At 50.3% G+C, this 21,350-nt stretch carries 22 protein-coding genes; 6 read left to right on the top strand and 16 right to left on the bottom strand.

Going from position 1 to position 21,350, the window contains the following annotated elements; translation table 11 throughout:
- Positions 1-175 precede the first annotated feature (175 nt).
- The 7 genes from ABC831_RS19260 to ABC831_RS19290 form a co-directional block, all read right to left on the bottom strand.
- The gene (locus ABC831_RS19260) at positions 176-931 is read right to left on the bottom strand and encodes a DUF1266 domain-containing protein (protein WP_343249695.1); all 756 of its coding nucleotides are present in this window, start codon (positions 929-931) and stop codon (positions 176-178) included.
- 46 nt (positions 932-977) lie between these two features.
- Positions 978-2,018 carry an alcohol dehydrogenase gene (locus ABC831_RS19265; RefSeq protein WP_343249696.1) on the bottom strand — a complete coding sequence of 347 codons (1,041 nt, stop codon included), beginning with the start codon at positions 2,016-2,018 and terminating at the stop codon, positions 978-980.
- A 1-nt stretch (position 2,019) separates the two neighbouring features.
- On the bottom strand, positions 2,020-3,051 hold the full coding sequence (locus tag ABC831_RS19270; protein ID WP_343249697.1) for a LacI family DNA-binding transcriptional regulator: 1,032 nt from the start codon (positions 3,049-3,051) through the stop codon (positions 2,020-2,022).
- A gap of 41 nt (positions 3,052-3,092) precedes the next feature.
- Positions 3,093-3,569: a putative signal transducing protein gene (locus ABC831_RS19275; protein WP_343249698.1), complete on the bottom strand. Its 477-nt coding sequence runs from the start codon at positions 3,567-3,569 to the stop codon at positions 3,093-3,095.
- Positions 3,570-3,685: 116 nt separating this feature from the next.
- Positions 3,686-4,591, bottom strand: coding sequence for an SPL family radical SAM protein (locus tag ABC831_RS19280; RefSeq protein ID WP_343249699.1), 906 nt, complete (start codon positions 4,589-4,591; stop codon positions 3,686-3,688).
- 38 nt (positions 4,592-4,629) lie between these two features.
- Positions 4,630-5,091, bottom strand: coding sequence for a GyrI-like domain-containing protein (locus ABC831_RS19285; protein WP_343249700.1), 462 nt, complete (start codon positions 5,089-5,091; stop codon positions 4,630-4,632).
- 64 nt (positions 5,092-5,155) lie between these two features.
- Complete coding sequence (locus ABC831_RS19290) at positions 5,156-6,064, bottom strand: helix-turn-helix transcriptional regulator (RefSeq protein ID WP_343249701.1); 909 nt, start codon at positions 6,062-6,064, stop codon at positions 5,156-5,158.
- A gap of 209 nt (positions 6,065-6,273) precedes the next feature.
- On the opposite strand from ABC831_RS19290, the gene ABC831_RS19295 reads away from it, so the two are divergent.
- Both ABC831_RS19295 and ABC831_RS19300 read left to right on the top strand, forming a co-directional pair.
- Complete coding sequence (locus tag ABC831_RS19295) at positions 6,274-6,471, top strand: helix-turn-helix transcriptional regulator (protein ID WP_343249702.1); 198 nt, start codon at positions 6,274-6,276, stop codon at positions 6,469-6,471.
- Positions 6,472-6,562: 91 nt separating this feature from the next.
- Complete coding sequence (locus tag ABC831_RS19300) at positions 6,563-7,009, top strand: hypothetical protein (RefSeq protein WP_343249703.1); 447 nt, start codon at positions 6,563-6,565, stop codon at positions 7,007-7,009.
- 116 nt (positions 7,010-7,125) lie between these two features.
- On the opposite strand, the gene ABC831_RS19305 is transcribed toward ABC831_RS19300, so the two are convergent.
- Positions 7,126-8,529: a uracil-xanthine permease family protein gene (locus ABC831_RS19305; RefSeq protein WP_343249704.1), complete on the bottom strand. Its 1,404-nt coding sequence runs from the start codon at positions 8,527-8,529 to the stop codon at positions 7,126-7,128.
- 298 nt (positions 8,530-8,827) lie between these two features.
- Complete coding sequence (locus ABC831_RS19310; protein WP_425524608.1) at positions 8,828-9,007, bottom strand: DUF6783 domain-containing protein; 180 nt, start codon at positions 9,005-9,007, stop codon at positions 8,828-8,830.
- Between the two features lie 60 nt (positions 9,008-9,067).
- Here ABC831_RS19310 and ABC831_RS19320 point away from each other — a divergent pair, with 60 nt between their 5' ends.
- The gene (locus ABC831_RS19320) at positions 9,068-11,578 is read left to right on the top strand and encodes a YfhO family protein (RefSeq protein ID WP_343249705.1); all 2,511 of its coding nucleotides are present in this window, start codon (positions 9,068-9,070) and stop codon (positions 11,576-11,578) included.
- A gap of 511 nt (positions 11,579-12,089) precedes the next feature.
- On the opposite strand, the gene ABC831_RS19325 is transcribed toward ABC831_RS19320, so the two are convergent.
- Complete coding sequence (locus ABC831_RS19325) at positions 12,090-13,091, bottom strand: NYN domain-containing protein (protein ID WP_343249706.1); 1,002 nt, start codon at positions 13,089-13,091, stop codon at positions 12,090-12,092.
- A 23-nt stretch (positions 13,092-13,114) separates the two neighbouring features.
- Positions 13,115-14,500: a glutamate synthase-related protein gene (locus ABC831_RS19330; RefSeq protein WP_343249707.1), complete on the bottom strand. Its 1,386-nt coding sequence runs from the start codon at positions 14,498-14,500 to the stop codon at positions 13,115-13,117.
- Between the two features lie 780 nt (positions 14,501-15,280).
- Between ABC831_RS19330 and ABC831_RS19335 the strand changes: the two genes are divergently transcribed.
- From ABC831_RS19335 to ABC831_RS19345, 3 genes are all read left to right on the top strand, one after another.
- Entirely contained in the window at positions 15,281-15,829 is a 549-nt protein-coding gene (locus tag ABC831_RS19335) for a CarD family transcriptional regulator (RefSeq protein WP_343249708.1), read from the top strand.
- Positions 15,826-16,026, top strand: coding sequence for a hypothetical protein (locus ABC831_RS19340; RefSeq protein WP_343249709.1), 201 nt, complete (start codon positions 15,826-15,828; stop codon positions 16,024-16,026). Before ABC831_RS19335 ends, ABC831_RS19340 begins: the two co-directional genes overlap by 4 nt.
- A 66-nt stretch (positions 16,027-16,092) precedes the next feature.
- A complete protein-coding gene (locus ABC831_RS19345) occupies positions 16,093-16,332 on the top strand; it encodes a hypothetical protein (protein ID WP_343249710.1) in 240 nt (79 codons plus the stop codon).
- A gap of 142 nt (positions 16,333-16,474) precedes the next feature.
- On the opposite strand, the gene ABC831_RS19350 is transcribed toward ABC831_RS19345, so the two are convergent.
- The 5 genes from ABC831_RS19350 to ABC831_RS19370 form a co-directional block, all read right to left on the bottom strand.
- Positions 16,475-17,638, bottom strand: coding sequence for an FAD-dependent oxidoreductase (locus ABC831_RS19350; RefSeq protein ID WP_343249711.1), 1,164 nt, complete (start codon positions 17,636-17,638; stop codon positions 16,475-16,477).
- A gap of 48 nt (positions 17,639-17,686) precedes the next feature.
- Positions 17,687-18,025, bottom strand: a complete 339-nt coding sequence (locus ABC831_RS19355; RefSeq protein ID WP_343249712.1) for a hypothetical protein — start codon at positions 18,023-18,025, stop codon at positions 17,687-17,689.
- Between the two features lie 15 nt (positions 18,026-18,040).
- The gene (locus ABC831_RS19360) at positions 18,041-18,814 is read right to left on the bottom strand and encodes an SDR family oxidoreductase (protein ID WP_343249713.1); all 774 of its coding nucleotides are present in this window, start codon (positions 18,812-18,814) and stop codon (positions 18,041-18,043) included.
- A 255-nt stretch (positions 18,815-19,069) separates the two neighbouring features.
- A complete protein-coding gene (gene feoB / locus ABC831_RS19365; protein WP_343249714.1) occupies positions 19,070-20,956 on the bottom strand; it encodes a ferrous iron transporter B in 1,887 nt (628 codons plus the stop codon).
- Between the two features lie 3 nt (positions 20,957-20,959).
- Entirely contained in the window at positions 20,960-21,205 is a 246-nt protein-coding gene (locus tag ABC831_RS19370; RefSeq protein WP_158352193.1) for a FeoA family protein, read from the bottom strand.
- Positions 21,206-21,350 lie beyond the last annotated feature (145 nt).

Here is a 21,350-nt window from a genome sequence, read left to right on the forward strand (position 1 = left end):
GGCGAGTTTGTTCCGGGCCCTGCCAATAAGAGGTTCTCCCGTCTTCGGAGTTAGCCATTCTTAGGTCCGGCCGAAGTGATTTGGCCCCGCGAGATTTGCTGCCCGGCTCCCCAAGACACGCCGCTTCCCTTCCGCCCGGACCTCAGTATCTTAAATCCACTTTCATCATCCTGCCTCACCAGGATTTTTCCAGCTTCAGATTCCAGTCAATCTGATAAGGGTTATCTTTTTGTTCCAGAAGTTTTTCGTATACCATGCGCCTCTCGTAGCTGGCAGATCCTTCTTCGTCCATATCGTCCTCCTGCCAGTACTGATAGCCATACAGGTAGCTCTTTGCCATGTCCTCCCAGGAATCATAGGTGCCCTGGAGGATTTCAGATATTTCCAGTGATTTATCCAGAGCTTCTTCTTTCGTATAGAAATCTACGATATAAAACTGTCCCAGCAGTTGATTCGCCCTGCAATAATCCCAGGCGTCGATTGCGTGATCCCCATATGTATCGTACGCTTCCAGAATGGAATACACATACGCCTGATCCGCTTCCTCAAAGCTGTCTTGGATCAGCGCTTTCTGCTCCTCCTCACTTAGATCCATCACGCCGTTTTCCTGAAGATAGGCGATATCTGACGCGAACTGGGCCCGATGCCCCTCTCCGATCAGCCAGTCCAGCTGTTCATCCGCAGACGCCCGGTCGGTGATATCCCACCATTCTTCCAGAGAGGCCAGCAGCAGCTTCTTACTGCCCTCCACTTTATTCATGCCGCCGATCGCATTTAGATTCCCGTTATTCGCCTTCGTCAATATGGCGTAGGTCGCGTTCATCCAACGGACTGTATCCGGAAGCGGTTCTTCCTGCTTTTTTGCTCCGCAGCCACTTACTATGGTCATGATTAACAGAAACGCGGTCATGATTTGAATCGTCTTTTTCATCGTCTAAACTCCTTTTTAGGTTTTGTATCGTTCTTTATAGTATAACTCAGGGCGTGATTGCCCATTTTATCACCGAATCCTCTTTCTTTTCAAATATCCGGTAAGCCTCCATTGCATTGTCCAGAGTCGTCCGATGGGTAATCAGGCACCTGGTATCCAGCTTCCCGCATGCGATCAGACGCATAATTTCTTCACAGTCGGAAGCATCCACTCCTCCTGTTTTAAAGACCAGATTTTTCCCGTACATGTCCGGAAGCGGCAGTGTCTGGGCCTGCTCGTACATGGCGATCACACAGACTACCGCGTTGGGCCGCGCGATCTGCCAGGCTGTCTGAAAACTTTCTTCCGAACCCGCAGCCTCCAGCACGGCATCCGCACCTCTTCCCTCCGTCAGTTCGAGGACCCTCTGCCTTACATCCGTATACCTGGGATTCAGGGTCACGTCCGCCAGTCCCTCCCGCCGCACCAGCTCAAGCCGGCTGTCATCCACATCGATGGATATAACCGCAGACGGTCCGTATAATCCGGCACACATTAACGTACACAGGCCTGTAGGCCCGGCACCGATAACCGCTACCGTATCGGCCGGTCTGATCTCTGCCAGTTTAGCGCCCCAGTATCCGGTCGAGAGGATATCACCGGTAAATAATGCCTGTTCATCACTTACGCCCTCCGGAATCATGGTCAGGCCATGATCCGCATGGGGGACGCGCACATATTCCGCCTGTCCGCCGTCGATCCGGCAGCCCAGTGCCCAGCCTCCGTCAGGGTCCGTGCAGTTATTCACATATCCGCGCTTACAGTAAAAGCACTCCCCGCAGAAGGTTTCCACATTTACCGCCACCCGGTCTCCCGGCCGAAACCTTCTGACCAGCTTCCCTGTCTGAACCACCTCTCCGACAAACTCATGACCCAGGATGGTATTTTCCACCGCTCTCGGAACCGCTCCATGCTGAATATGGATATCACTGGAACAGATGGTCGTCAGGGTAACCCTGATGATCGCATCCCTTTCGCTCTGTATTACGGGTAAAGGCCGCTGTTCCAGCGCCACCCGGCCGCCCCCTTTATAGACAACTGCTTTCATCTTACCGTACTCCCCCCTGTTGATCCGTCGTCTCTCTTATGATCAAAGTCCCCTCGAAAACCACCCTGTCTTCGACCGGGCTCTGGTCCAGTTTCCTGATCAGGATTTCTGCCGCCCGCTGTCCAAGCAGCCTCGTAGGCTGCGCGATGGTGGTCATGGACGGCTCCATCAGTTCACTCAGGGAAATATTATCATATCCTATAATGTTAATATCCCGGGGCACCTGTATGTTAAGCTTTCTGAATTCCTTCAGACAGCCGATCCCCAGCAGATCGATGGCCGTCATGACGCTGTCCGGCCGATCCTTTAAGCCGGCATAATAGTGGGCCGCCTTCGCTCCCGCTTTTATGTAATCCTGTTCCGCTTCCGTCTGGGTGCGGTAAGCATATTCCTCGTAAAATGGCAGGCCGCAGTCTCTTAATCCCTGCAGATACCCCTGGTATCTGGACTCTGTGACACTGATACTGACTGCGTTTCGCACATAGCCGATCTTTTTCTTTCCCAGCTCATACAGATAGTGTACCGCATTTCTCGTACTGGCGAATCCATCCGTAAAGACATAGGAAATACCCGGAATATCACGGGCGGTCTCGTCCATGAATACTACCGGGCGTTCTTCAGATACATTTTTCAGATAGTCTACCATCTTCGGATTCATGTCATAAGTATTGTAAATGATACCGTCCACATTCCGTTTCAGCAGCTCTTCTATATATTCGGATTCTGTGGTGGTATGGCGCTCCGTATTGCACACCAGCACTACATATCCGTACTTTAACGCCACATCCTCCACGCCCCGGAACATTTCCCCATAAAAGACGTTGGTGTATTCCGGAACCAGCATGGCGATCGTCTTCGTCCGTCCGGTCCGTATCCCCTTTGCAAAATAGCTGGGCGAATAGTTCAGCTTCCGGATCGCCTGTTCCACCGCGATCCTCGTCTGTGCTTTTACTTTGGGGTCCTTATTGATTACCCTGGAAACCGTGGATTTTGACACTCCGGCTTCCTTTGCCACATCAAAAATTGTCGCCATTTTCCTGTCTGTTCCCCTCCTGTGTTGTTCTTGGTCCTGCATTAATGGATCAGGCTCAGCAGCAGGACAAGCATCATAATTGCAGCCAGAACGATTACCACGATTCTGGCGGCCAGACGACGCCTGCGATCATAGCTTTCTGTCACATCGGACTCTTTCCCGTCCGCGTATTCCTCATCCTGACCATCCTGGTCCTCCTGAACAGCCAGGAAAGAATCCTTTAACACTTCTCTTGCATTCTCCAGCTGATCCTTTGATACAAAAATATCTTCCCCATATACGGAATAGCCCATGGAGACACGTAAAAAACTCCCCAGTTCCCGATCTCTGCGGTAACAGGCGATTTGTTCGTTTTTCAGCAGTTCTTCAACCATCCCCGCCTCTACCTGATTGGAAACCGTTAATAATTTTGAGAAATTTCCAACTGTTTGATTTTCTTTTTCCGCCATCTTAGTTATCCCTTCTGTCTTCAGATCCGTGAACCTTCTCCGTCCGGTCCCTTTTCCTTTTTTGTCCATTATATCATGATCGCACGCAATCATGACCCCTCCGGGGATATGCACACTCCGCGTCAAGGTAAGCGCTCCGGCTCAGTTATAATGTCTATCGATATTATAACATAATATGGCAGAACTCAAAACATCAATTTCATCTGTTCATAGGAAGGGATCTTACGATACGCTTCAATAATATCCTTCATGCGGTACAGCAAGCCGTATTTCTCACACTCCTGTCTGAAAATTCCCGCCAGGGCTTTGCTGTTTTGGCTCTCACACAAGTATTGGTCAGCGTATATCTGCCTGTATCTTTTAGTCAGCCCCGGATACAGACGGTCCAGCTGCCGGAAGTAATACTCTCTTTGATTTTCCCGCAGGGTAACACCGAACATCCCATACACAAACCGGGCCTGATGTTCCGCGGCCAGTCTCACTATATTTTTGACATTTTCCGGTGTATCTGTCAAAAACGGCAATAAGGGTGTCATCAAGACACCCGTAAAGATTCCCGCCCGGCTAAGCTGTTCCATCGCCGCAAACCGGCTTGAACTGACGCAGACGCCCGGTTCGATTTCAGCCGCCACCGCATCATCCGCAGCCGTTATGGTAAATTTAACGATGACCGGCTGTTCCCTGCTGATCCGGGCAAACAGTTCCAGGTCCCGTACTGCCAGGCTGCTCTTGGTATCCAGGGACACCCCGAACCCATAATCCCGGATCAGCTCGAGTGCTCCCCTCGTGAGACAGCACTCCTTCTCGAAAGGGTTATAGGTGTCGGACATGGCTCCGATCCCGATTACCCCTTTCTTTCTCTTACTTTTTAGCTCCATCTCCAGGATTTCAAGAGCCTTCGCCTTCCTTCTGACCCGGTCAAAATCTTCTATCCGGTAACAGCTACTGCGGCTGTCACAGTAGATGCAGCCATGACAGCATCCTTTATACAGATTCATGTTATAGTCGATACCAAACCATCCATAATTCTTCGGGGCCGCCCTCTGTAAAATCGACTTGGCCGGTATCTCTTCCGGTAAAGGGAAACTCATACGCTCACTCCTGTCTGTTCAATCCGCCCGACAGCCCGTCACCGGACCGCTACATACACGCAGATCTTCGGTTCCTTACCTTCTTCTACCGGATAGTATTCTTCAAAATCTCCGGTATAGGTGCGCTCCAGCGGCAGCTGCCATATCTCACCCCAGAGCTGCCCGACCGCTTCCACTTCGTCTCCGTATATTTCAAATCTGGCGTACCGGCCCGCCGGGATGGTTTTTAATACAAACGGTTCTGTGATCAACTCCGGAACCGCCTTTACCTCACAGCCGACCGTAATCGAATATGCTCCCGCCGCTTGGTTTTCATAGTCTGAATACAGGCCGATGGACCGGTCATTGCTCTTATCCTGAATCTGTCCATAACATCCCTGCCCATAGAGCTGCTGCCAGAGTCCTCCGATCACTTCCTGCATCCGCGGGTCCTGATTCGAAGTCCTTCCTTCTAATCCGATTACTTTTTTCTCTTCCAGAACAACGATCTCATATTCCATGTCTTTCTTTCCTCTCTTTCTTTTTATGAGGCCAGTATAGCATGGTTAATATGACACCTGGTTGTCATATATTATAAATCCGCAGCATTTTTTTCAGCCTGAGGCAGAACTCCTGCCGCACATCCTCGGGTGTTAATACCTCCAGATACGGTCCGTAGGCCATAAAATATCCATACATCCATTCATTTTCCACCATCTCAAAGGAAACCAGGAAGCTTCCGTCCTCCATACGTTTCCGCTGGGTACTGCTGAATTCATCATAAACCCGGTAAGCCATCTCCGGGGCGATTCTCACCTCCACCGGAATGCGTTCCCCATAAGCTTCCCTCTGCCGGGATTCCCCAACATCCGGCGGAGTCTTCGGGATAAATGTTTCGCTTCGGATATCTAAATGTTCCATTCGTGACAGTTTGAAAAAACGGAAATCCTGTCTCAGACGGCAAAAGGCCTGAAGGTACCAGTCCGTTCCCTTAAAGACCAGCTTCACAGGCTCCACGTTCCGCCGTTCATATTCCCCGTTCATACCTGAATAGTCAAACTCCGCCACCTGCCCGGAAAATATAGCCTGCTTTAACTGCTCAAACCGGCTGCTCACGGAATTTTCCGGATTCCACCAGGAAAAATCAATCTGAACCCAGTCGGTGTGTTCTTTTCCAAACAAAGCGGCCAGTCTCGAAAGTACCGGCTGTACACCCTCGATCTGGATTGCGTTCATACTTTGAAGGGATGTGAGGATATGCTTCTGTTCCTCCTCGGACAGCACCGATTTATTCAGGACAAAATCTTCCATCAGACGGATTCCGCCATTTTTGCCCTTGCTGGTATAGATGGGAATCCCAGCCTGGGCCAGCGTGTCCACATCCCGGTATATCGTCCTGGTGGAGACCTCGAAACGCCGGGCCAGCTCTGAGGCTGTCATATTCTTCCTTTCCAGAAGCAGATATACCATTTCAAACAGCCGGCTGATCTGCATAGTGCTTACCTCCCTTGTTTTTCTTTCCTATGTATACTTAAGTATAGCATAAAATGGGATTGGATAAATGTATAATATATTTGACATTTAATCATTTATATGTTACCCTCATTGTATGGAATGATTATGCCGAACGGTGAGGCCCGAATGGTGAGGCCGGAAGATCAGCTGATACCATTCGGAAATTATAGAAATAAGGATGTGATGCCATGCCCAAAAACCTGCGTATTAAATCGGCAAGAGCCGCTCTTGATCTGTCTCAGAAGGATCTGGCCGAGGCCGTAGGTGTCACCAGGCAGACGATCAATGCCATTGAAAAAGGTGACTATAATCCGACTATCAACCTTTGTATCCGCATCTGCAAAATTCTTGGCAAAACTTTAGACGAATTGTTCTGGGATGAGTGAGAACATGCATATATGCAGGGGAGGCCGGACAAACAGGTGTTCACCCATCCCTATATGTTATGTGCGGGAAAACGCATGATTGGAGGTAAAAATGAAAAAAATATTAAACAAAGATTTTGATGAACGTCAATTAAAAATACGGGGAGCGGTGTATCTTCACACCCTGATTGTGATGGCTCTTCTCATTTTGGTAAATGCATTCTTACGCATGAACGGCGTGATCTGGGCCGACGAGCTTTATCAGGCTTTGCTTCTGATCATGCTGCCGGTTACGGTTGGTTCCATCGAACTGATATGTAAGGACGCCTATATCGGAGTCCGGCGCTCTTACGGGGCAATGATTATGGTATTGGGCCTGAGCGGAATAATCGGATTCTTTCCCCCGCTCATCTCGATTCTGTCCGGCACAGACCGGTTTGCGGCAAATGGTTCTATCACATCTGTTGGGTCGCGGATGATGGTCAGTTTCTGCTGCCTGAGCATCTCGGCTATGTTTGCCGCACGGTATGTTTATGAGCGGCATCACCAGGAAGATTAACATATAAATTTTTATTTCATTGGAGCACTTTCCTATGAAAAATAAACGGCGGTCCCGGCTTGTGTCCTGACAGACACAGCTACGGGACCGCCGTAATTTTATGCATCTTTATTCGGTTAAGCTTTCTGCTCTTTGGGCAGCAGAACATTGAGTAAAATAGCAACCAGGGCCGCAGGGACAATCCCAGAGCCGCCGAAGATAAGTCTGATCGGTTCCGGCAGATAAGTCAATACACCCGCATTGGCGCCCAGGCCATAGCCAAGCCCCAGCGCTACGGAAACTATGGTAATACTCCTGGCTGTGACTTCCTCCTTGGTAATCAGCTGTATACCGCTGACCACGATAGACGCGAACATCATAACCGCCGCGCCTCCCAGCACACTCTGGGGCATAATGGAGACCACCGCCGCCAGTTTTGGAAACAGCCCGCAGGCTACCAGGAAGATACCGCCGGTAGCAATAGCGAAGCGGTTTACGATTTTTGTCATTCCCACCAGGCCGACATTCTGGCTGAAGGAAGTATTCGGCAGTACCCCGAATACCGCGGCGAAAGAAGATCCCAGGCCATCACACATCACACCGCCGGAGAGCTCACGGTCCGACGCTTCCCTGCCCATACCGCCGACAGTGATCCCAGAGATATCGCCCACTGTCTCCACTGCTGTTACGATAAACATAATTCCGATCGGAATGATCGCCCGCACATCAAATACCAGCTTCACCGGCAGCAGTTTCGGCACGGCGATCCATGCCGCGTCTCTGACCTTATCCCAGTTCAGCACCCAGGATTTCACAAGCGTCGTGCTCTCTTGGGTAGCGGGGTCCAGATATGTAAAAGTGTTCGGAAGAACGAATCCCATAATGACGGCCACGATATAACCGATAATTATCCCGATCAGGATCGATGAAACACTGGCGAATCCTTTTACATAATGCTTCAGGATCACGATGCTGATCAGAACTACCGCACCCAGGAACAGATTTTCCAAAGAGCCGTAATCCTTTGCACTGCTGCCGCCGCCGAACGATCCGATTCCCACACCGATTAAGGAAAGCCCGATCGCCAGCACCACCGTACCGGTTACCACCGACGGGAAGAATTTCCGAAGGGGTTTTAAAAAGAATCCTAATACCGTCTCAAACAGGCCGCCTAACAAAGAGGCCCCAAGAATCGCCCCATAAGCGATCACGCCGCCGCCCATGACCTGTGCCACACTCTGGCATACGCCAATGAACCCCGAGCTGGTACCCATAACAATCGGCAGTTTCCCTCCCACCGGTCCGATGGCAAATAACTGCACCAGGGTAACCAGCCCTGCCACCAGCATAGCGTTCTGCAGAATCGCCACCTGGTCAGGCGATCCCGCCGCAATGCCGCAGGCTCCCGTTATCAGCAGAATCGGCGTTAAATTCCCCGCAAACATCGCCAGCACATGCTGGAGTCCCAGCGGAATCGCCGTTTTAAGCGGAAGCTTTCCGTCCAGGTCATAGGGGGTTGAATAGTTTTTCTCTTGTTTCATCACATATCCCTCCTTCACTTTTGATATGGTTCCCGCCATATCTGTATAATAAAACTATATCTGTTCGTTCCCGCCATGTCAATCGATATGTAGGCTCTGACCCGGCCTTTTACGTAATTATTCTTTCTTTTCTCTTTAGAATATCTGATTGAATTTCTAAGAAATATCTTTAGAATATCTGTCTGAAATTCTAAGAAAATTCTTTAGAATTAAATACTATAATTTTCCTAGATTTACTGGTGCTCCATCCGGCTGGCTGACGCCAACGCGGCAGCTGACAAAATAGGCAGTACTGATACTATGGTTTCTGGCCGGATGGAGCACTAGAGCGTGTTTGAAAATTGCTTTCTGCCAGCTGTGCGTCACACTTTGTGGGAGATTTGGCCCCGATGAAGGAGGCGCAGTGGGCTGCGCTGACTGAATTGGGGCCAAATATACCGCAAAGTGGGGCGTGCAGATGGCGGGAATGAATTTTCAAACATGCTCTAGCATGCTAACACCTTCATGACCGAACTAATAACGTAATGAGGATTATCCCATGACAAAATCAAGAATAAAACAACTGACCCCTTATCTTCTGCTGACAGTCCTGGCTCTTGCGCTGGTCCTTTTCATCTGGCCCGCCCGCAGTAACTATGGCTCTAAAATGGATTGGTTAAGCCAGCACAGCGTTTTTCCGGAATATTTCAGACAATTGTTTTACCAGACCGGCAATCTATTCCCAGATTTTGCTCCGGAGCTGGGCGGCGGCCAGAATATCTACTACTTTGCCTACTACGGGCTGCTCAATCCCCTGCTCCTGCCGTCCTACCTCATGCCTTCTGTCCCCATGACGGACTATATCGCTGCCATGGCGATCCTTTGTGTAATCGCCAGCGTCTGTCTCTTTTATTATTGGCTGAGAAGTCATGCAGGTACCATGCTGCCCCGTCTGACTGTATCCGTACTGTTTTTATGCGCTTCACCGCTGCTGTTCCATTCCCACCGCCACATTATGTTCATGGACTATATGCCGTTTCTGATCCTGGCTTTGATTGGAACCGACCGTTTCTTCAGAACCGGGAAACGGGCTCTGGTCTGTATCAGTGTCTTTTTCTGCATCATGATCAGCTATTTTTTCAGCGTAGGCTGTATCGGCGCTGTCCTGATCTATTCCCTCTACCTAAGCTATGGGCAGAATCCCCGCCAGTTCAGCAAAGAGACACTTTGCCCCCTCTTCCATCTTCTGCCTGCGATCCTGACTGCTGTCCTGATGGCAGGTGTTCTTCTGCTGCCGGTCGCCTATGTAATCCTGAACGGACGGAGCGGTTCCGGTTCTCTCTCCCTCCTAAGCCTTCTTTGCCCGAAAATCTCTGCAGACTGGCTGCTGTACAGTGCATATGGCACAGGGCTTACCTGTTTTTCCCTGGCAGCGCTGCTTGCCGCCTGCCTCAGCAAAAATCGTCCGCTCCGTCTTCTCGCCGTACTGCTGATATTTTTGCAGATCATTCCCCTCTTCGTATACCTGTTAAACGGGACCTTATACCTGCGCGCAAAAGCCCTGATACCCTTTCTTCCCCTCTATCTTTTGCCCGCTCTCCATCTGCTGCAGTATTTAAAAGGCAGACTGCGCCGGCCGTCCGCCCTGTGTTATCTCCTGATCCTGACTTCCTGCATCACTTCCCTCATCGCAAATCATACTGAGACCTGGGCCAGCCAATCCGTTACGGAGTCCCTGCGCCTGACGGAAAAGGAAAAGCTCCTCTCCTCCCTCCCTGTCTCAGTTCCCTGCCGCACTGACGACCTGGATGATAACGCCCTGACCATGAACCAGACCTTTGGCCTGAAAGCCCGCCGGACTTCCATTTACTCTTCCACTTCCAACAAAGATTACTTCCGCTTCCTATCCGAATGTCTGGGAAATGCAAAACCCTCCAGAACCAGCCTGATCAGCGCCTCCACATCCAACATTTTTCTCCAGTCCCTGCTGGGGGTCCGCTATCTGCTCTGCGGGACTCAGGCTCCTGCCGGCTGTCTTCCTCTTCATACGGAAGGCTCCACCACGCTGTACGAAAATGAGAACGCCCGCCCCCTGGCCTACGCCGCCAGCTGCCTCTACTCTGAAAGCAGCTACGAGGACCTGCGCTTCCCTTACACACTCCAGCCTCTGTTCGAAGGAATCATCACCCAACATGCTTCCCAGGATGTCCCCCCCATCACCGAATCCTGGCTTACTCCCCTGACCCTTCCATCCATCACAAAGCTCCATAATCTTTGCATCACCCAATCCTCCGGAAGCCTCAAAATAGAAGCCGCCGGCAATGCCACCGCCGTCCTCCCGCTTGACACTCCCCTCACCGATCAGATACTTATCCTGGAATTCCAGGTCGATGACACCCTTAATTCTCCCACCCTGGATACCTCCGTCACCGTCAACAATATCCAGAACAAGCTTTCCAAAAAGACCGCTTCCTACCCGAACCATAACTATCAGTTCCGTTACGTCATCTCCTCCGACACTCCCATAACCCAGCTGGACCTCTCCTTCAGTCCCGGTACCTATGCGCTCTCCTCCATCCAGGCCTACACCGTGGACACCGCCGCCTTCCAGGCCGCAGTAACTTCCGTTATCCCTCTGATCCCGGATATCACCCGGTCCGGCTCCCCCGCAGCCTCACCGGACGCTTCCGCCGGTACCCCACCCATCCTTCAGGGAACCATAGATCTGCCCGCCGATAGTTACCTGGCCACCACCCTTCCCTATGACCGCGGCTATACCGTCACCGTCGACGGCCGCCCGCAGCCCTACGAAAAAGTAAACACTGCCTTTGTTGGCCTTCCCCTGACCAAAGGCTTCCACAAAATAACCATCACCTACCAAGCACCCTTTAAGCTTCCCGGCCTCATCTGCTCTCTCCTGGGCTTTCTCCTCTTTTTCACTCTGCTTAGACCGTGGCGGAGGCGCTTGAACCGTGGTTGTACTGGTGTCTGGGATAGTTCCGGGGGAGTTCCGGGGAAAAAGGATCGGGTGGCCGGAGGCCGGGAAAGCGCGGAGGCGCACGGGGCTTGACCAGTTGGGGCCGGGGAAATTCTTACCTGGGGGAAGGCTGTGGCCAATCATATAAGTTGCACTAACTCCGAAAGAGAAAAAGCCCCCATTACATTTTCTGTCACAAACTCGCCAAAAAACGGCTCAAACAGTGTGACAGAAAACGGGGCTTTTTCTCTTTCTGCGTAAGTGCAACTAATATGATTGGCCAATGCCTTCCCCCAGGTAAGAATTTCCCCGGCCCCAACTGGTCAAGCCCCGTGCGCCTCCGCGCTTTCCCGGCCTCCGGCCACCCGATCCTTTTTCCCCTGCCCTGGTAAGAATATGTTACTGCTGCTGATGGGCCAGATAAAGAGAAGGGGCAGGCACAAGCGGGGGGCACAAGTCACGCGGACTTTCCGGCTTTCCCAATTATGCCTGCGCCGGTCTTATAGCTGGCCCTGTAGGAGACTCTATATCTGGCCTTATGCTGACCCTATGGCTGCTCTGATATCTGACTCCATATCTGACCTCGTAACTGACTCGTAACTGATCACTTAAGCAGAAGAACTTTTTTCACGCACCCGTTGGCCCCGCTGCTTTTGATTTTAAGGCCGTCTATGTCTCCGATGAATTTGGAGAAATTTTTGTAGCCGTAGTTTTTGACGCTGAACTGGGGGAATCGGCTGACCAGCCATTGGTTCAGCTGGCTCATGTTTACTTCGGGCTCCCCTTTCTCCTGCATATATTTGAGGAGTTCTTTGCGGACGTGGTCTATATTGGCTTTGTTGTCTTTTAAGTATACATAGATGGATTTCTTGATCTCCGATTGCTCGAAGCAGTCGAAGGTGGTTAGGAATTTGGATAATTTGGTGTAACCGTAGTTGCGGACGTCAAAATCGGGGTGCCGCTTTAGGATTCGGTTGCCCAGCTCTCCCATGTCGATGCCCCGGGCCTCATCGCCGTTCTCGTTGATAATATTGATCATGGCCTGTTTTATGGTTTCCAGGTCAGTCATGTCGGCTACGTCTTTCTGGCTGCGGTTGTCCGCAGGGACTGCCTCGGTGGATTTGGATTTCGAGGGATTCAGGGTGATTTCTTCCTCTTCAGTCTCTGCGTCCTCAGTCAGGATATCCAGATATTTGAAGATGTTGCAGGCGACCCGGAAGGGCTGGGGGGTTTTCTTTTCCCCCATTCCGATCACCATCATACCGGATTCCCGCAGGCGGACCGCCAGACGGGTGAAGTCACTGTCACTGGATACGATACAGAAGCCTTCTACCTTTGAGGAATACAGAATGTCCATCGCGTCAATGATCATCGCGGAATCGGTCGCGTTTTTTCCAACGGTGTAGCTGTATTGCTGTATGGGAGTGATAGAATTTTCCAGTAATACATTCTTCCAGCTGGACGAGGATGTGCTCGTCCAGTCTCCGTATATTCGCTTATAGGTTACTATTCCGTAGTTTGAAATCTCATCCATGATGTATTTGATATATTTGGACGATACATTGTCCGAATCGATCAAAACGGCAAATCTTTTTTCCTCAGTCACTATTCTTTCTTCCTTTCCTTTGTTTAGGCATGGGAAATATTTGTATATTTGGCGATCTCGTCGCTTATGGTACACAGATCTTCGATATTTAGATCATGCACATTTTCGTGGCCGGTAATACGTGCGAAGGTCTTTAGCTCCGCAGTGGAGACATTCAGGAAATTCGCCACTCGCTGGGCGGCTGCGTCGATTTTTAATCTGGAACGGAGTTCCGGGTCCTGGGTGGCCACACCAACCGGACATTTTCCGGTCCCACAGATCCGGTATTGCTGGCAGGCAGCCGCTATGAGCCCGGCGGAAGCCATAGCTACCGCGTCCGCGCCCATTGCCAGCGCCTTGGCGGCGTCGGCGGATACCCGAAGGCCGCCGGTGATCACCAGATCGATCTCCAGGTCGTGTTCCATCAGGTATTTTTTGGCCCGGTGCAGCGCATAGACGGTAGGCACGCTGGTAGCGTCCCGCACCAGCTTGGGGCTGGCCCCTGTGGCACCTCCCCTGCCGTCGATGGTGATGAAATCAGGCTGCGCATATGCGATGTATGCCAGATCCTTCTCGATCCGGCCAGCTGCTATCTTGATTCCGATGGGCCGGCCGTCTGAAGTCTCTCTTAACTGGTCAACCAGCTTTTTCAGATCTTCTTTTGACTGGATCATTTCGAACCTGGAAGGACTGATTACGTCCTGGCCCAATGGTTTATTGCGGATGTCGGCGATCTCCTGCGTCACCTTGTCTCCGGGCAGATGGCCGCCCATGCCAGGTTTCGTCCCCTGTCCGATCTTAATCTCTATGGCGTCGGAGGTTCTTAAGTTCTCTGTGGTCACACTGTACATGTTGGGCACGTATTCGAATATATATTTGTAAGCCGATGCTTTCTCCGCCGGAAGGACACCGCCCTCACCGCTGCACATAGCTGTCTTTGCCATAGCGGAGCCACGGGCCAGCGCGACTTTGGTCTCCGCTGACAGGGCCCCGAAGGACATGTGGGATATGTAAATCGGGCTTTCTAACACCATCGGTTTTTTCGCGTGTTTTCCGATGATAGTGGTGGTAGTTACCGGCGCATGTTCATCTAACGGGAACGGATTCAACTGGGCTCCCATGATCAGGATCTCATCCCAGGAAGGCATCGGCCTTCTCGTTCCCATCGCTTCTATGATAGACCGGCCGGTGACAGCCATCTCATGGATATCGTCCATATGACGGGCCGTTTCATCCATTCTGACATATTCCGACGGATAAGACAGGGGATTTTCCGGTTCCTGCGGCTGCATTTCCTGTGTTTCTTCCACTTGTATGAATGTGGATGCCGGTCTGTGGCAGACCGGACACAGCTTAAAATCAGAAAAAGGAATTCCCATTGCTTCCTCATCGTAAATATACCCACATACCCTACACTTATACTTTGCCATATGCCTTCTCCTTTTCTGTTTTGTATTTTAATTTTGTATTATATAGTAATTATTCTCAATCATAAAGCACTCAAAAAACCGCTGCCAGGATGTCCATTCCCATTATTCATAATTATTTATTTGACTATCAGAGAAAACAGATATGCAGGCTATATTCTCATATATGCCTTTTCTGCCTCTCCCGCCCCGATATTATATTATAACACAATACGAATGGACTTTGTGAACTAATTGAATCGCTTTTTTACGCCACAATTGAATCGCTTTTTTAAAGCCATTTTTTAATTCAAAAAAAGACAGATTCTTTCTGTCTTTCCCAGCGCAGTTTTTTCAGAAATTCCAAAAAACTAACCGAAAACACAATCCCATCCGCTCGTGAAAAGTAACCAAAAATACCGGCCCTCTCTATCGTATAGTTTTCACAAACTTAAAAACAGCGGCGTTTCCATCTATGGTTTTTCTCCAAAATTCATGTTATAATCCAATTATAACCAACGTGTAGTTTGCTCAGCACAACGTAAGTCCAGTTGCGGCATTCCACACGTTTTTTTATCGCTAAGAGCACTTGGCGGCATTGCTTATAACCGCTTACGTGCGATGCATAAAAAATAGTCAGCGAGGTTTTTTCGAGCGCTACTATTTTTTATTGCTATAAGCACTTAGCGGCTGTTTTTTAGCCGCTTACGTGCGATGCATGAAAAATAGTCAGCGAGGCTTTTTCGAGCGCTACTATTTTTTATTCTAATTTTTATAACTCCCTCCGATACAGCAGGGAATTAAATGAAAGGTGTTGATCAAATGTATCAGGTTAATGACACAGTTTCTTACGGAACACACGGCGTATGCCAAATCGCGGAAATCGGAGAAAAAAACCTAACCGGCAAATCCATAGAATACTATATTCTGAAACCGGTGTACAACGAAAGCTCCACGCTCTACGTCCCGGTCCATAATGAAAAATTAACCGGTAAAATGCGCAGAATCCTGTCCGTCCAGGAAATCCGGAAAATGATCCAAGATATGCCCTATCATCAGGAAGATTGGATTGAAAATGAAAATCTGCGCAAGACAAGATACCGGGAACTACTGGACGAAGGAAACCGGACAGAACTCCTGAAAATGCTGCGTACCCTGTATCTGCACCAGCAGGAACAGGTTTCCAAAGGAAAGAAACTTCACAATACCGATGAACGTTTTTTCCGGGAAGCTGAAAAACTGCTCTTTGATGAGATCGCACTGGTACTCCACATAAAACCGAACCAGGTACTTCCCTTTATCCTGGAGCAGATCCAAGACGCAGACACCAGCCAAAAGGAGGTGAACATATGAAACGAATCATAAGCGCATGCCTGGAGCAGACTCAAAAATTCGAATCACCGGAAGAATATCAAGCCTACCTAACCAGCCTAAACCGGAAACACATCAAATACAAAATAGTAGAAACACAAGAACTGCCCGGACATTCCGTATCCCTAAAACTAATCCGGACCTACAATGACTATCCAGTAGGCGATTATATGGATTAGCCCTTAGAAAGTGCTTAAAAACTTAATAAGCAAACGAACTATCTAAAAAAAGAAAAGGTGAATCAAATGAAACGTATCCAATCGGCCTGCTTAAATCAGACCATCCACTTTCAGCTAAAAGACAATATCGGTCATGCCGCCGCAGTAAACCATGTAAAAGGCGAATATGAAAATTACAAAAGACAGCTGGAGCGCAGCCACACCAAATACAAAATCCTGGAAGAAAACACCCAGAGCGACGGCTCCATCCTCATAAAAATCAAAAAACAACTAAACACCTACGACGTCGGCACCTATCTGGATTAACACAAGGAACGCCAGAGACCAACGCAGAACCAACGCAGGAGCGTGCAGGGGCGGCTTCCGGGTGAGGGGGACCGTGCCAAACCGCACCGCCACCTTCCCTCACCCGGAAGCCGCCCCTGCACGCTCCGTCCCTCGCGCTCCTTCATTTTCCTCTCATAAACTCATCCATAGCAACCGCCACCCGCTTAGAATGCTCCACCGCTTCCACGATCGTCCGGTGAGTCTGCACCGAATCTCCAGATGCGAACACCCCTTCCATCGCCGGAGTAATCCGGCTGATCGGAGTCTGACTGATCGCTATGATCGTAGAATCCGCCGGTATCTGCTCACAAGCTTCTGACTCTTCCAGGACCTGCCCCGCATTATCATATCGGACATTATGAAAAACAGGGCCTTCTCTTGTGATTTCCACAATCTTCTTTCCGAACTCGAAACGGGCTCCGTCCATTCTGGCATAGCACTGTTCGGTCTCAGTAGCGGCCGCCGCCGGTTTCAGCTCGTAGAGCGTCACTTCTCTGGCTCCGTGGCGCAGGGCGGTCCTGGCGACATCCACCGCCGCGTTGCCCGCGCCGATGATCGCTACGCGCTCCCCCAGCGCGAATACATCCGGATTGGCCAGATAGTCAATGCCATAGTGCACGTTCCCAAGGCTTTCCCCGCGAATTCCCAGTGTTTTAGGCCACCAGACTCCCGCGCCCGTATATACGGAACAGTAGCCGTCCCGGAACAGATCTTCTAAAGTGAGAGCGCCTCCGCCGATTGTGGTGTTTGGCCTGATCTGTATCCCCAGCTTAACGAGCTTCTTCTCATACCGGTCCAGCACCGTTTTCGGCAGCCGGAAATCGGGAATTCCATATCTTAAAACGCCGCCGATTTTATCTCTGGACTCAAAAATGGTCACCTCGTACCCCCATTGGGCCAGCAGGATGGCGATGGTGATCCCGGCCGGTCCGCTGCCGATCACTGCCGCCATCTTCCCGTTGGATGGTCTCTGCTGGAACTGATATTTATCCAGAATGGTATCCGCGATGTATTCTTCTATATTGCTGATCTGAATCGGATTGCCCCTGTCATTCCAGATGCAGTGCTCCTCGCACCGGGCTTCCTGGCCGCAGACCAGAGCACAGACAAACGCCAGCGGATTATTTTCCAGTACAAGACGGCCGGCTTTCGTAAGCCCATCCTCTTCTTCCAGGATGCAGCGGATCATCTCAGGGACAGGCGTATGTATCGGACAGCCTTTCATGCAGCCCGGGTTCTTGCAGTTGAGGCATCGTCTTGCTTCATCGATTACATGTACGGACATTGTAAGTATCTTCCCTCCGGTGTAGTGTATCGCTGCAGCTATCGAAAGCTACAGCGGATAGATATTCAGTCTCTTAATCTTCCCTTCCTGATCGACTTCTGATATGTAGGCCATAACCGGTACCACGTGCTCCTGGTAAATGATAAAGTACCAGACGATATCATTTCCCTTGTACCGTACGCTGCGGATCGTAAACGGGCCTTTATTGAGCCCAAATTTATGATGAAACATCATTTCTATAGCCATTTTCCCTTCCAGATGCAGGGTATCCATCCCAGCCTTGTTAACCGAAGAATCATGGAGAACACCGTGTTCATTGAACAGATCCGCCAGCGCTACACAGTCTCCTTTTTTCATACAATCAATATATTGCTCTAAAATTTTCATTCGGACCCCTCCTTCTTATATCTGTTCGGAACGCAGCAGCGCGTCAATTCCACCGTCCACAAAGAGAATTACTCCATTAATTCCGCTGGCTTCCGGGGAGGCCAGGAATACGATACCGTTGGCGATCTCTTCCGCGTCCAGGAATTCCCTTCTGCCGTATCTGGTTGGAATCGGAATCAAAAGTGCCGCATCCATCTGGGCTTCCGTCATGTTCTGAGTCAGCGGTGTAGTCGTATTCCCAGGCGCTACTGCGTTAATCCGAAGTCCGTCTACCGCCCAGGACGGAGATACCCGCCGTACCCATCGGGCCAGCGCATGTTTGGAGGAACTGTAGCAGGATGGAGTCAATGAGTCCGGAATCTCACCAATGTATTCCATCGTCCGGTCTTCATCCATTACATCCGTCAGCATATCGACCCAGTCTCTTCTCACAGTCATATTTGTGATTGAGTTGGAAGAAGTCACCACACAGCAGCCGTTCTTTTTTCTGAGGAGCGGCCGCAGGCCCTCCGCGATCTGAACACTGGCGTAAAAATTCAACGAAAAAATCGACTTTGGCGGTACCGTGGGACCTACCCCCGCATTGCAGATTAATCCGTCAATTCCATCCGGATATTTTAGTATAACAGCTTCAATGGCATCCTGCCTGCCTCCCTTTGTAGTCAAATCCGCCAGATAGTCGCCGCCTTTGTAGTCAATGTTGTACACCTCATGCCCCTGATCCTGTAACTTCTTCCTGGTCGCCGCACCAATTCCGGTAGTGCCTCCCGTAATTACATAAATACCCATACGTTCCCTTCCTTTCTGATCTCCCATCACCTGAAAAGATTGTTAAAAATTTAATAATAGGAATTATTACTGTTTTAACAATATAATGCTATCATGGATGGTAAATACTGTCAATTTAATTAAAATCTTAACATTATGATTAAAACTTTAACATTATAATTAAATCTTTCACAAACCAGAAAGGGAACGCCAGGAATCCAATGCCCTGCCTGCGCTTTGTACAGTCGGGCGCAGGTAATACATATGCCCATACGATTACGCGGCTCCGGCCATTCGGGCAATGGCAGCGAACAGGAAACAAAACAGCATTCCAAATACCGTGGGAATCAGAAAAGCGGCGGCCGTCCATTTCAGGCTGCCGGTCTCCTTGTGTATCGTCAGGCAGGCTGTTGAACAGGGCCAATGCATCAGACAGAACAGCATCGTACATACGGCAGTCACCCAGGTCCAGCCGTTCTGTACCAGTAATCTTCTCAGTTCTCCCAGATCATTTAATTCCAGAAGGCTGCCGGTCGCCATATAGGACATAATTATAATCGGAACAACGATTTCATTGGCCGGGAACCCCAGGATAAAAGCCAGAAGGATCACCCCGTCCAGACCCAGAAGCCGGGCAAAAGGGTCCAGAAATCCGGATGTGCAAGCCAGCAGGCTTCTCCCATCCACCTGAACATTTGCCATAATCCAGATAACCAGCCCGGCAGGCGCAGCTACCAGCACCGCTCTCCCCAGTACGAATAAGGTCCTGTCGAAGATCGATCTCACGATCACTTTACCGATCTGCGGTTTCCGGTAAGGCGGAAGTTCCAGTGCAAAGGAAGAGGGTACTCCTTTTAAAACCGTCCTGGACAGCAGGGAAGATACCAAAAATGTCATCAGGACTCCAAACAGGATCACCAAAGTCAGCAGGATGGCGGAGGCCGCTGAAGTCATAGCGCCGGACCAGGTTCCGATCAAAAACATGCTGATGATAGCGATCAGCGTGGGAAATCTGCCGTTACAGGGAACAAAATTATTGGTCAGGATGGCGATCAGGCGTTCCCTGGGAGAATCGATAATACGGCATCCTGTTATACCGGCCGCATTACAGCCGAATCCCATACACATGGTAAGCGCCTGTTTTCCGCAGGCGCAGGCCCTGTGAAAGCAATGATCCAGATTAAAAGCCACTCTGGGAAGGTATCCGAAATCCTCCAGCAGCGTAAACAGCGGAAAAAAGATCGCCATGGGAGGCAGCATGACCGAGACCACCCAGGCCAGAACCCGGTACACGCCAAAGATCAGCGGTTCATACAGCCACGCCGGCATATGGACCCATACACAAAATGCCAGCAGCTGATCCTGTATCCGGAACAAAAGATCCGCCAGCAGGCCGGAAGGAACATTGGCCCCCACGATGGTGATCCAGAACACGGCGCATAGAAGTAACAGCATAATCGGTATTCCGGTCAGCCGGCTGGTTAGAATTTTATCGAGCCTGCGTTCCCGCTCCCTGTATTTTACATTTTCGATCAATACCACATCCCGGCACAGCTGTTCCGCTGTCTGTACCAAATGTGTCATCTCCTCCTCCGCGTCATTCTGAAGCAGGTCTTCCCGATTGATTTTCGGACGGAACGGGTCGTGCCCGGTCAGATATTCCGGCAGTGTCTGCACACTCTTAAGCAGTTCGGTCAGTCCCTCTTTGCTTCTGGCGCTGGTTCCTACCACAGGAACGCCCAGCCTTTGTTCCAGCAGCCGTAAGTTCAGTCTGATCTTTTTCTTTCTGGCCTCATCCAGCAGATTCACGCAGACTACGACTTTTTCAGTAAAGGAAAGTGTCTGCAATACCAGAATCAGATTCCGCTCCAGACAGGTGGCATCGCAGACCACGATCACCGCCTCCGCCTCGCCGGAGCAGATGTATTCCCCGGCCAGCTCTTCCTCCGCCGAATGGGGTGACAAAGAATAAGTACCGGGCAGATCCACGATTCTGTATGTTTCCCCTTCATATGTACAGTGGCCATAAGCCACCGCCACCGTTTTCCCCGGCCAGTTTCCGGTATGCTGGTTCATACCGGTCAGTGCGTTGAATACCGTACTTTTTCCTACATTGGGATTTCCTGCCAAAGCGATATTTCGTTCTTCCTTTTTCTCTTCCATAGGCTACTCCTTTGCGCATTCCCAGACCAGAATACCGGAGGAATCCTCCGTTCGCAGCGCAATCACGGCTCCCCGGATCTCATAGGCTGCCGGGTCCCCGCTGGGGCTTTTCTGTCTGCATAATATTTTCGTACCGGCGACCACACCCAGGTCAAACAGCCTGCGGCGCATTGCTCCCTTATTGATAATTCCGGCAACTATGGCCGACTGTCCCTCTTTCAGGTCACACAATGATTTTCCTCTTGCCATACGACCAACTCCTGTTAACATTCACATTTCCCTTTTTCTAAAATTTAGTTCAGGGAAACTTTGTTTCTTGCTATATGATATTCAGCCCCCTTTCAAGTGTTACAGCGATCAGGCCGGTTTTTTCCTGATTTTTCATGTACACTTT

The sequence above is a fragment of the Diplocloster hominis genome (assembly GCF_032380655.1).
In the GTDB taxonomy this organism is placed as follows: Bacteria; Bacillota; Clostridia; order Lachnospirales; family Lachnospiraceae; genus Diplocloster; species Diplocloster hominis.

Excerpts from the sequence above, each read along its gene's own strand:
- ABC831_RS19260 (WP_343249695.1), bottom strand. The coding sequence starts at position 931 with ATGAAAAAGACGATTCAAATCATGACCGCGTTTCTGTTAATCATGACC.
- ABC831_RS19265 (WP_343249696.1), bottom strand. The coding sequence starts at position 2,018 with ATGAAAGCAGTTGTCTATAAAGGGGGCGGCCGGGTGGCGCTGGAACAG.
- ABC831_RS19270 (WP_343249697.1), bottom strand. The coding sequence starts at position 3,051 with ATGGCGACAATTTTTGATGTGGCAAAGGAAGCCGGAGTGTCAAAATCC.
- ABC831_RS19275 (WP_343249698.1), bottom strand. The coding sequence starts at position 3,569 with ATGGACAAAAAAGGAAAAGGGACCGGACGGAGAAGGTTCACGGATCTG.
- ABC831_RS19280 (WP_343249699.1), bottom strand. The coding sequence starts at position 4,591 with ATGAGTTTCCCTTTACCGGAAGAGATACCGGCCAAGTCGATTTTACAG.
- ABC831_RS19285 (WP_343249700.1), bottom strand. The coding sequence starts at position 5,091 with ATGGAATATGAGATCGTTGTTCTGGAAGAGAAAAAAGTAATCGGATTA.
- ABC831_RS19290 (WP_343249701.1), bottom strand. The coding sequence starts at position 6,064 with ATGCAGATCAGCCGGCTGTTTGAAATGGTATATCTGCTTCTGGAAAGG.
- ABC831_RS19295 (WP_343249702.1), top strand. The coding sequence starts at position 6,274 with ATGCCCAAAAACCTGCGTATTAAATCGGCAAGAGCCGCTCTTGATCTG.
- ABC831_RS19300 (WP_343249703.1), top strand. The coding sequence starts at position 6,563 with ATGAAAAAAATATTAAACAAAGATTTTGATGAACGTCAATTAAAAATA.
- ABC831_RS19305 (WP_343249704.1), bottom strand. The coding sequence starts at position 8,529 with ATGAAACAAGAGAAAAACTATTCAACCCCCTATGACCTGGACGGAAAG.
- ABC831_RS19320 (WP_343249705.1), top strand. The coding sequence starts at position 9,068 with ATGACAAAATCAAGAATAAAACAACTGACCCCTTATCTTCTGCTGACA.
- ABC831_RS19330 (WP_343249707.1), bottom strand. The coding sequence starts at position 14,500 with ATGGCAAAGTATAAGTGTAGGGTATGTGGGTATATTTACGATGAGGAA.
- ABC831_RS19335 (WP_343249708.1), top strand. The coding sequence starts at position 15,281 with ATGAAAGGTGTTGATCAAATGTATCAGGTTAATGACACAGTTTCTTAC.
- ABC831_RS19340 (WP_343249709.1), top strand. The coding sequence starts at position 15,826 with ATGAAACGAATCATAAGCGCATGCCTGGAGCAGACTCAAAAATTCGAA.
- ABC831_RS19345 (WP_343249710.1), top strand. The coding sequence starts at position 16,093 with ATGAAACGTATCCAATCGGCCTGCTTAAATCAGACCATCCACTTTCAG.
- ABC831_RS19350 (WP_343249711.1), bottom strand. The coding sequence starts at position 17,638 with ATGTCCGTACATGTAATCGATGAAGCAAGACGATGCCTCAACTGCAAG.
- ABC831_RS19355 (WP_343249712.1), bottom strand. The coding sequence starts at position 18,025 with ATGAAAATTTTAGAGCAATATATTGATTGTATGAAAAAAGGAGACTGT.
- ABC831_RS19360 (WP_343249713.1), bottom strand. The coding sequence starts at position 18,814 with ATGGGTATTTATGTAATTACGGGAGGCACTACCGGAATTGGTGCGGCG.
- feoB (WP_343249714.1), bottom strand. The coding sequence starts at position 20,956 with ATGGAAGAGAAAAAGGAAGAACGAAATATCGCTTTGGCAGGAAATCCC.
- ABC831_RS19370 (WP_158352193.1), bottom strand. The coding sequence starts at position 21,205 with ATGGCAAGAGGAAAATCATTGTGTGACCTGAAAGAGGGACAGTCGGCC.